This window comes from Synechococcus sp. H70.1, assembly GCF_047502705.1.
Classification (GTDB): Bacteria; Cyanobacteriota; Cyanobacteriia; order Thermostichales; family Thermostichaceae; genus Thermostichus.
On record NZ_JANSIV010000076.1, the window covers coordinates 6,000 to 15,417 of the forward strand.

The following is a 9,418-nucleotide window of genomic DNA, read 5'->3' on the forward strand; positions in this document are numbered from 1 at the left end:
GGCCTTGTTGTCTGCTCGCCGTTTGCACTGCTACCTGTACAACGCTTGCCTTGCTTAGAGGAGTCCATCCCGCTAATGCAAGCGGGGTAACCAAGAAGAAGCGCAAGGCTGGACTGCTCACGTCAGGGGGACATCTTGTCAGTGGGGTTTGCAACCCTCAACCAGAGGCTGACCTCCAAAATGGAGCAGAAGGGCGGTCTGGTCTCCCAGCGCTGTCCGTTCGCGTCAGCGGGACGGAAGTCCTTAGTGCGGTGCAGTCCCCAAGGAGGGGGCGAACTTGAGGAATCGCTACCCTGTCTGCTCTGCCTGGGGTTTTGCGATAGAAAGGGGCAGGGGGACGGTGACAACCGGGGCTGGGAACCCGCCGCGTGAGTCTTGGATGCCTTAGCTCTACCATGGCTAGCGCCACGCTTTGCAACCAGGGACTCGGTGCACGGGATCCCTGAAGCCACTGGGGCAGAGGAAGAGACAAAAGCCTTGCCCAGGTGGGGAAACCCCACCTGGGTAAGGCGGTGGGGTAGTTCATACTTTTGTAAAGTCACCAGGGCCAGGGGAGCGGCTGTAGCAGAGATCCCCAAGCTGCAGCTGCCCTAACTGGACTATGGTAGGAAATGCCCTAGCAGCCCTTGACGGGGTAACCGCACCCATGTTTGAGGTCCTCGCCGAAAAGTTGGAACTGGCCTGGAGAAAGCTACGCGGCCAGGACAGGATCACCGAAACCAACATCCAAGAAGCCCTGCGGGAGGTACGGCGCGCCTTACTGGAGGCCGATGTCAACTTGCAGGTGGTGAAGCAGTTTATTGAGGATGTGCGACAGACAGCTCTGGGCGCTGAGGTCATCCCGGGGGTAACACCGGATCAGCAGTTCATCAAGATTGTCTACGACGAGCTGGTGAAGGTGATGGGGGAGGCCAATGTGCCCCTTGCCCAGTCAGAGCAACCCCCCACCATTGTGCTCATGGTTGGCTTGCAGGGATCTGGCAAAACCACCACCTGCGCCAAGCTGGCTTTGTATTTGCGCAAGCAAGGCAAAAAGCCACTCCTGGTGGCGGGCGACATCTACCGGCCAGCCGCCATCGAGCAGCTTAAAACCCTAGGCCAGCAGATTCAGATCCCGGTCTTCGACCTAGGCAAGAGGGATCCCGTCGAGATTGCCCGCCAGGGAGTGGTAGCTGCGCAGGAACAGGGCTACGACTACGTTATTTTGGATACCGCCGGTCGCCTGCAAATCGACCTGGAGATGATGGCCGAGCTGGAGCGGATCAAGGCGGCGGTGCAGCCCCACGAGATCCTACTGGTGGTGGACGCCATGATTGGGCAGGAAGCCGCCAACCTCACCCGCGCCTTCCACGAGCGGCTGGGCATCACCGGCGCCATCCTCACCAAGCTGGATGGAGATACCCGCGGCGGGGCAGCCCTGTCCATTCGCCAGGTTTCCGGCCAACCCATCAAGTTTATCGGTGTCGGCGAAAAGGTGGAGGCCTTGGATCCCTTTTATCCGGATCGCATGGCCTCGCGCATCTTGGGCATGGGGGATATCCTCAGCTTGGTGGAAAAAGCCCAGGAGGAAATCGACCTGGGAGATGCCGCCGCCATGGCGGAAAAGATGATGACCGCCCAATTTGATTTCAACGATTTTCTCAAGCAAATGCGCCTCATCAAGCGCATGGGATCCCTGGCCAGCTTGCTGCGGCTGATGCCGGGAATGAGCAGGATTAGCGACGAGCAACTGCAGAAAGGCCAAGAGCAACTGGCGCGGGCCGAGGCCATGATCAATTCCATGACTCCCGAAGAGCGCCGCAACCCTGACCTCTTGGCCCGCAGCGTCAGCCGCAAGCGGCGGGTGGCCCTGGGCTCTGGCCACAAGCTGGAGGATGTCAGCCGCCTGGTGAGCGATTTCCAGCGCATGCGCGACATGATGCGCTCCATGAGCATGGGCGGCTTCCCAGGCATGCTGGGCGGACGGGGCCCACTGCCGGCAGCTGGCCCCCAATGGCGAGGGCGGTCGCAGTCCAGCCGCAAGCCAGACAAAGGTGGGGGCAAAAAAGGAGGCACTAGCCGCGGCTTTGGTGGCAAGTGAGATGGGCTTATGCCTTTCCACGTGGTCTTGGTAGCTCCGGAGATCCCGGCCAACACAGGTAACATCGCCCGCACCTGTGCAGCTACCCGTACACCCCTCCACCTCGTGGAGCCCTTGGGGTTTCGCCTTTCGGATCGCTATCTCAAGCGGGCGGCGCTCGACTACTGGCAGTACGTCCAGCTCTATCGCTACCCCTCTTGGGAGGCCCTGGTGCAAGCCCACCCCGAGGCAAGATTTTGGTGTTTTAGCGTGCGCGGCAAGGCCCTCTATACCGAAGTGGCCTACCAGCCAGGAGACTGGCTGGTGTTTGGCAGCGAAAGCCGGGGCTTGGATCCCGTGTTCTTGGAAACCTATCCCAGTGTGCGCATCCCCTTGAGTGGGCCGGTGCGCAGCCTTAACCTCAGCAATGCGGTGGCCATCGCCCTCTTCGAAGCCCTGCGCCAACAGGGATTTCCGACCTGACCTGTTTCTAGAGTGGCCTCTTTCTTGCTCTGGCGAGGTGCTCCTGTTCCCAGGCCACCCGGGTTAGGGGGAAAGCCCTCCTTGGCAAGGGCCGTGCTCCCGAGCCACAACGCACCCCTTGACCCTCCCCGACTAAGGTTGGGGATTCTGATGCCGTCCCCCAACAGCCTCGTAAAGGCATCGTCAAGACGCCCCCACCCCGTCCCTTAGCAACTGCTTACTTTGCTGAGCAACGCTCCCATGCTATGCACAGCTCGGGTCTTTTGCCGTAGTACTCCGGCCCGCTGGCGCGAAGGGAACGCTAAGCTTTGCTGACCGTTATACCATGGGAGGGGAGGGCAACTAAAGTTGCTGGCGGGCTTTTCCGCCCCGCACTTGAGTGCGGGGCTACAAGCTATTCCTCTGTGTACCTGCGTTTTCTGCACCTGTGGCACTTTCGCAACTACCGGGATCAGGGGATCCCCTTCGAGGCGCCCAAGACCATCCTGGTGGGGGAGAACGCCCAGGGCAAGACGAACCTTTTGGAGGCAGTGGAGCTTTTGGCCACCTTGCGCTCGCGGCGGGCTGGTCGGGATCGGGAGCTGGTGCAGCAGGGGGAAGAGAAGGGGCGGATTGCTGCCACCGTGGAGCGGCTGGGGGTGGCCCACGAGCTGGTGATGGAGCTGCGCAGCCAGGGGGGACGATCCCTGAGGGTTAACGGCCAAGTGCTACGGCGACAATCTGACTTTTTGGGGCAGGTGAACGCCGTGGTCTTCTCCAGCCTGGATCTGGAGCTGGTACGGGGGGGGCCAGAGGCGCGACGCCATTGGCTAGACGGGGTGTTGCTCCAGCTAGAGCCCCTTTACTCCGACCTGCTGGAGCAGTATCGCCAGATCCTTAAGCAGCGCAATGCTCTCTTGAAGCAGGATCCCAAGGATCCTGGCCCCTCGCTGCGCGGGGCCACTGGCGACAGAGCTTCCCAGATGGCCTTCTGGGACGCCCAGCTAGCCACCCTTGGCAGCCGCATCATGCGCCGTCGCGCCCGGCTGTTGCAGCGGCTAGAACCCCTGGCCGCCCGCTGGCACCAAACCATCAGCGGCGAGCGGGAGACCCTCAGCCTCACCTACCGCCCCCAGGTGCCCCTGCCGAATCCCCAGGCCGATTCCGCTGCGGTTCAGGCCCAATTCTTGGCGGAGATCCGCGCCAAGGCTGCTGCCGAACAGGCCCTGGGTACTTCCCTGGTCGGCCCTCACCGGGATGAGGTGGAACTGGGTATCGATGGCCTTGCCGCCCGTACCTACGCCTCCCAGGGGCAGCAGCGCACCTTGGTCTTGGCCCTCAAACTGGCGGAGCTGGAGCTAATTGAGCAGGTGAAGGGGGATCCGCCCCTCTTGCTGCTGGATGATGTCCTGGCGGAGCTGGATCTGCACCGCCAAAATCAGCTCTTAGGGGCCATTCAAGAGCGGGTGCAAACTCTGGTTACCACCACCCAGCTGGGATCCTTTGACACCGCTTGGCTCAAGGGGGCACAAATCCTTCACGTGCACCAGGGGCAGATCTCTCCCGCCCCTGCCTCGCTCCCCTTGGCTTAAGGCAAGCCAATCCCTTAACACACTCCCCTCTCCCTCAGAGAGAGGGGCTGGGGGTGAGGGCCGGCGCGGAGCGCTTGGGCCTCAGGGCCGCCCGCGATCCAGGCTGCGATACTGAATCGCCTCGGCAAGGTGGGTGGGGGCGATGGCCTCGGCGCCCTCCAGGTCAGCAATGGTGCGGGCCACCTTGAGGATGCGGTCGCTCCCCCGCGCAGACAGGCCCAGCTTTTGGATGGCACTCTCTAGGAGCTTACGGCAGGGATCCGACAGAACACACCACTGCCGCAGGTGGCGGGGTTGCATTTGGGCGTTGCAGTGGATCCCGGGTTCGTCCTGGAAGCGCTGCCGTTGGCGTTGCCGCGCCCGTTCCACCCGCTGCCGCACCGCTTGGGAGGGTTCGCCCCCCTGGAGGCGGACAATCTCTTCCGGCTTGAGGCGGTTGACCCGCACCTGCAAATCAATGCGATCCAGCAGCGGGCCGGAGAGCTTGGACCAGTAGCGCTCCCGCTGCTGCGGCGTACAGGTGCAGGGCTGGACGGGATCCCCGTAGAAGCCGCAGGGACAGGGGTTGGTGGAGGCCACCAGGGTGGTTTGGGCGGGAAACTCTAAAGAAACGCGGGCGCGGGAGATGGTAACCTTGCCGTCTTCCAAAGGCTGGCGCAGCACCTCCAAGACCTCGCGGCGGAATTCCGTCAGTTCGTCCAAGTACAGGACACCGTGGTGAGCAAGGGAGATCTCACCAGGCTTGGGGTAGGGGCCACCACCCACCAGCGCCACCGCCGAGGCCGAGTGGTGGGGAGCCCGAAAGGGCCGCTGCGTAATCAGGGGAGTCTGGCGTCCCAGGTGCAGGTTTTGCCGCAGCAGGCCCGCTGCCGAGTAGATGCGGGTAATTTCCAACATCTCTTCCCACTGCAGCCGGGGCAAAATGCCGGGCAGACGCCGCGCCAGCATGGTTTTGCCCGCTCCCGGGCTACCCACCAGCAGCAGGTTGTGCCCGCCGGCCGCCGCAATCTCCAGAGCCCGCCGGGCGTGTTCCTGCCCCTTCACGTCGGCCAAATCCAGTAGGGGTTCCGTTTCAGTTGCTAGCAGCTGCTCCGGCTGGATCCGCACTGGCTCAACTCCCTGCGGGCTTTGCAGCCAGCCCACCACTGCCGCCAAAGAGGGCAACCCATACACCTGGATCCCTTGCACCAGGGCTCCTTCCGGAGCATTCTCCTGGGGCACCACCAGGCGGCGGATCCCCATCTCGGCGGCACTGGCGGCAATGGGCAAAACGCCTGCCACGGGGCGCAGGGTGCCATCCAGGGCCAATTCCCCCAGCATCAGGGTGTTGGCCAGCGCTTCCCGCTCAATTACCCCTGCGGCTGCCAGAATGCCGATGGCAATGGGCAGATCAAAGCTGGGGCCCTCTTTGCGCAGATCAGCGGGGGCCAAGTTGACGATGATCCGCCGCTGCGGCAGGGCAAAGCCGGAGTTCTTGATGGCTGCCCGTACCCGCTCTTTGGCCTCTTGAACGGCTGTGTCGGGCAGCCCCACCAGGGTAATCTGCGGCAAGCCACCGCCAACGTCCACCTCCACCGTGACCCGCACGGCCTTGAGTCCCAGTAGAGCAGCAGCAGTGACCTGGGCAAACAAAAGCGTCGCCTCCTCTGGAAAGCTTTTCCACGAATGATTGTCTCCCGACACCTATCCTGGAGGAAGTACATTGGCTTGTGCAGGCCTAATCCTCAGCTGCTGCTGGGTTGGCTTAGCTGACAAGCCAAAGAGGGGATGCCCCCATCTCTAGGAGGCTGGTGCTGGTGGTCTTTCCTACGGCTGAACCCCCTTTTGAGCGTTTCGCCAGCTCTGGGCAAGAGGGTGCCCCAAGCTGGAATGATCTGGAGGAGCAGGTGCAGCAGTTTGCCCGGCGCTACCGGGGGCAAGTGGCCCAGCTCAGCCCACCAGAGCTGGGGAAGGCGCTGCAGGTCTTGGCGCAGCTGACGCAAGCTCTGGCGGCCCACCTCGCCGGGGACAGGGAAGGGATCCCAGCTGACTCCGGCTGGACAGGGGCAGTCCCCAACTGGAGGGACCTGGAGCGGGCTATCTCCCTGCAGAGCCACTTGCTGTTTTTCCCTCTGGAGCTGCAGTCCCTGCCGGCTGTTTCCCCCGACGAACCTGCAGCCGAGCTGCCACTTGAGTCAAAGGATCAGCGCTTGGATCTTTTGGTTGCTGCCTGTGTCGAGCCGCTGCTGCGTCCCTTTCGCCAGTTTTTGTGGGGCCTCCTCCAGCAGCGGGGCCATCAACAGGCGGAGCCTCTGGAGCGCCTGCTCCACCAGCAGCGCCTGGCTGGACGCTTGGCCTGGCGGCAGTTGTGGCAAGTCACCCTCGCCTCCCTCCCTGGCCAGAGCCTGGGGCAACACCAGTCGGCGGAAACGCTTACCCACCTGCAGAGCCTGCAAACCCATCCCAGCGCCGAGATCCGCTGGGCGGCCTACCAGCGGTTGGGCCAACACCTGGAAGCCCATGCGGAGCTGGGGGGATTTATTCTCAGCATCCTCATCCGCGACCACCTCTGGGAGGCCCAGTGGCGGGGCTACGATTCTGCCGCCGATCTGTACCTGGCTCGCCACGGCCTCGGCCAGACCTTTTGGGAGCATCTGCTAGACGGGATCCACGATCGCTTTGACCTGTTCCAGCGCTACTACCGCCTAAAAAGCCGCGCCCTGGGCCGTTCCATCCGTACCTGCGACCTCTATGCCCCTTGGGGAGATGCGGCTCCTCCCCTCACTGCCGCGGAGGCCACCTTCCTGGTCTGGTCTGCTTTGCAGGAGTTCTGCCCCGAGTGCGCTGCCCAAGCCAAGCCCTGGCTGCCGGAAATTACCTCCCAACTGGAAGCAAGCCGTGGGGAGACCGACTCCTTCCCTTGGCCCCTAGAGACGCCCCTTCCAGGGGGTGAATCCCTTGCCTCCCTACTGCGAGCCCTTGCAGCCCTCAGCCGGCGGCTCCGGCCTGAGGAGCCCCGACTTTGGCTGGAGCTAGAGGAGTTGCAGGGAGCTACTCGGCCCTCCTGGGAGGTGGGGGTGCATACCGCGTTTTTACAGCAGATGCTGCTAGGCTACCTGCTTGAGACGGCGCGAGGCACACCAGGGGGGGTGCCTCTCCGTTTCCGCAATGGCGTCAGCGGGCCGGAGACCTTTCTCTCCAGCAGCCTCCAGTTGGCCCAAGCCCTGTTGATTTACCACCTGGAGGCCCAGCTGCAGGCTGTGTTTTACCAGAGCTTGATTGCGCGGCTGGAGCTGCTTCTCTACCGCTCGGGGATCCCAGGGGGCGACACCCCGCTGCTGGCGCCCTCTGAGGCCAGCCCTACCTACTGGGTCAGCGAAGAGTGGCTGAAGCTGTGCCAAGAGCTATGTGGCGATGCGGTGGAGCTGCTGCCGGAAGACCAGTTCCGCTGGGTGGGAATGCCGGAGCTGTTTCTCCGCCCTTTTAGCAGCCATCAGGCCAGCCTGGCCAGCCTGGTGGCCCTGGCCTGCTATCGCCAGTATCATCTGTCTCCGCGCACCTTCTTGCCCTGCTACCTCAATTGGCTAGCTAGCCCGCCCGGATCCTTAACTTGGGGAGAATCAGCCCAGTTGCTCCAGGTGGACTTGAGCAGACCGGAGGAGGTGTTGCAAGGGTTGGAGGAACTAGAGCGTTGGATCGAGGTGCTGGAAGAGCTGCTAGAAGAGGAGCAAGACTAGAGAAGGGCTACCGGCCGAGCGTTGGCGGGATGGCCGTGTCAACCCTGGTAGGGGGAGCCCCAGGCTGCCCCTAGTTTAGAGTTGAGGAGGGGGTGCTACCCCGCAGAGCCAACTTTGGTGACAGGGTACCTACCGCCAGCTTGGCGGAAAGTTACGCCTGGGGGGACTCCACCGCCGGGGTTGGGAAACCAACTAGAAGCAGACAGGGGGGAGCAGCGCTGCTCACCTAGGCAGGACGGGCTCTTCACAAGAGGTTGTACCAGTCCCCCGGCGCTCCCCCTGCGGCCAGCCGCGCCATCAACTGCCAGGGCCGCAAGCGCAGTCCTGTTACCAGGGGGCTGGCCTCGTCCAAATAGCCAGCTACTCGATAACCACATTCTTAGGCCCGCCGTTGGGGCGCCCCTGGTTGAAGTTGGCCAAAAAGGTATCCGGATCCTTGAGGCTGAAAACCAGCTTTTTGCAGGGTACTTGCAGCCCCAGGGGCCCCAGCAAGGGGATGAAGAGGGTCTTTTCCTGGAGCAGTGGAATGGCAATTACCCCCTGGGTGCTGGTTACCGCGGCCACCAGCCCCTGGAAGTCGGTGCGCACACCCAGGCCGTAGAACCAGGGCCAGGAGAAGCGCTCCCCTTGTCCTAACTCGCTCAAGGAAAAGGTTTCGTTGAACAAGTTGCCCACCCGCACCATCAGCTTGTCCTGGAGCAGGTCAACATAGGCCGACTCACTCCCTACTCCAAACAGCGCCAGCGGCAAACTTGCCAAGGGATTGGAGTCAATAGCCATGTAATAGCGCATGAGAAGTCTCCGGAGTCAGGAACAGAAGAACCAGATAAGCCGCGGCCCCTAGCCTTGCCAAATTATAGAAATTTTCCGGCCCTGCCAGCTCGGTCAAAAGGGATCCCATTTGCTGACACCTGGAGCGGCTATGATGAGTTGCTTGGAGCGGCCTTTGAGCTGGCCAGTGCTGAGCCAGGGGAATCCATGGATTTGCGACCCCTCATTCGCCTAGTGCCCGATTTTCCCAAGCCCGGGATCCTCTTTCGCGACATAACCCCCCTGCTGCGGGATCCAGCAGGCTTTCGGGCGGCAATTGAACAGTTGGCTGCCGGTACTGCCACTATGGGATCCCTGGACTATGTGGTGGGCATTGAGTCGCGGGGGTTTATTCTGGGGGCTGCTTTGGCTCAGCATTTGGGGTTGGGATTTGTCCCGGTTCGCAAACCCGGCAAGTTGCCGCCGCCGGTGCTTAGCCAAACCTATAGCCTAGAGTACGGCCAAGACCAGTTGCAACTCCATGCCCACGCCCTGCGCCCCGGCGACCGGGTGGTGATTGTGGATGATGTCATCGCCACCGGGGGCACTGCTGCCGCCACCGCTCAGTTGGTGGCCCAGAGCGGCGCTGAGGTGGGAGGGTTTGCCTTTCTAATTGAGCTGGCTTTCTTGTCAGGCCGCAAGCTCCTGCCCCCTGAGATCCCCACCCATGTGGTGATGGTGGAAGAATCCAACTGAGGGATCCGCCGGCCACACTCCCAACCAGCTAGATCCCTGTGGGCAGGAAGTCAGGTCTGGATACGCGGTTCCACACCCCAGCT

The 9,418-nt window shown here is 62.6% G+C and carries 7 protein-coding genes; 5 read left to right on the forward strand and 2 right to left on the reverse strand.

Annotated elements, in window-relative coordinates:
- Positions 1-646: 646 nt before the first annotated feature.
- From ffh to recF, 3 genes are all read left to right on the forward strand, one after another.
- A complete protein-coding gene (gene ffh, locus NW827_RS05470) occupies positions 647-2,080 on the forward strand; it encodes a signal recognition particle protein (protein ID WP_414403306.1) in 1,434 nt (477 codons plus the stop codon).
- A gap of 9 nt (positions 2,081-2,089) precedes the next feature.
- On the forward strand, positions 2,090-2,542 hold the full coding sequence (locus NW827_RS05475) for a tRNA (cytidine(34)-2'-O)-methyltransferase (RefSeq protein ID WP_414362013.1): 453 nt from the start codon (positions 2,090-2,092) through the stop codon (positions 2,540-2,542).
- Positions 2,543-2,946: 404 nt separating this feature from the next.
- Positions 2,947-4,113 carry a DNA replication/repair protein RecF gene (gene recF / locus NW827_RS05480; RefSeq protein WP_414403307.1) on the forward strand — a complete coding sequence of 389 codons (1,167 nt, stop codon included), beginning with the start codon at positions 2,947-2,949 and terminating at the stop codon, positions 4,111-4,113.
- A gap of 81 nt (positions 4,114-4,194) precedes the next feature.
- On the opposite strand, the gene NW827_RS05485 is transcribed toward recF, so the two are convergent.
- Positions 4,195-5,745 (reverse strand): YifB family Mg chelatase-like AAA ATPase, encoded by a 1,551-nt coding sequence (locus NW827_RS05485; RefSeq protein WP_414503442.1) that lies wholly within the window; start codon positions 5,743-5,745, stop codon positions 4,195-4,197.
- 164 nt (positions 5,746-5,909) lie between these two features.
- Here NW827_RS05485 and NW827_RS05490 point away from each other — a divergent pair, with 164 nt between their 5' ends.
- On the forward strand, positions 5,910-7,829 hold the full coding sequence (locus NW827_RS05490) for a peptidase M3 (protein WP_414403308.1): 1,920 nt from the start codon (positions 5,910-5,912) through the stop codon (positions 7,827-7,829).
- 360 nt (positions 7,830-8,189) lie between these two features.
- Here NW827_RS05490 and NW827_RS05495 read toward each other — a convergent pair whose 3' ends face one another.
- The gene (locus tag NW827_RS05495; protein WP_414362008.1) at positions 8,190-8,621 is read right to left on the reverse strand and encodes a hypothetical protein; all 432 of its coding nucleotides are present in this window, start codon (positions 8,619-8,621) and stop codon (positions 8,190-8,192) included.
- A 186-nt stretch (positions 8,622-8,807) separates the two neighbouring features.
- Between NW827_RS05495 and NW827_RS05500 the strand changes: the two genes are divergently transcribed.
- Positions 8,808-9,335, forward strand: coding sequence for an adenine phosphoribosyltransferase (locus NW827_RS05500; protein ID WP_414403309.1), 528 nt, complete (start codon positions 8,808-8,810; stop codon positions 9,333-9,335).
- The last annotated feature ends 83 nt before the right edge of the window (positions 9,336-9,418 follow it).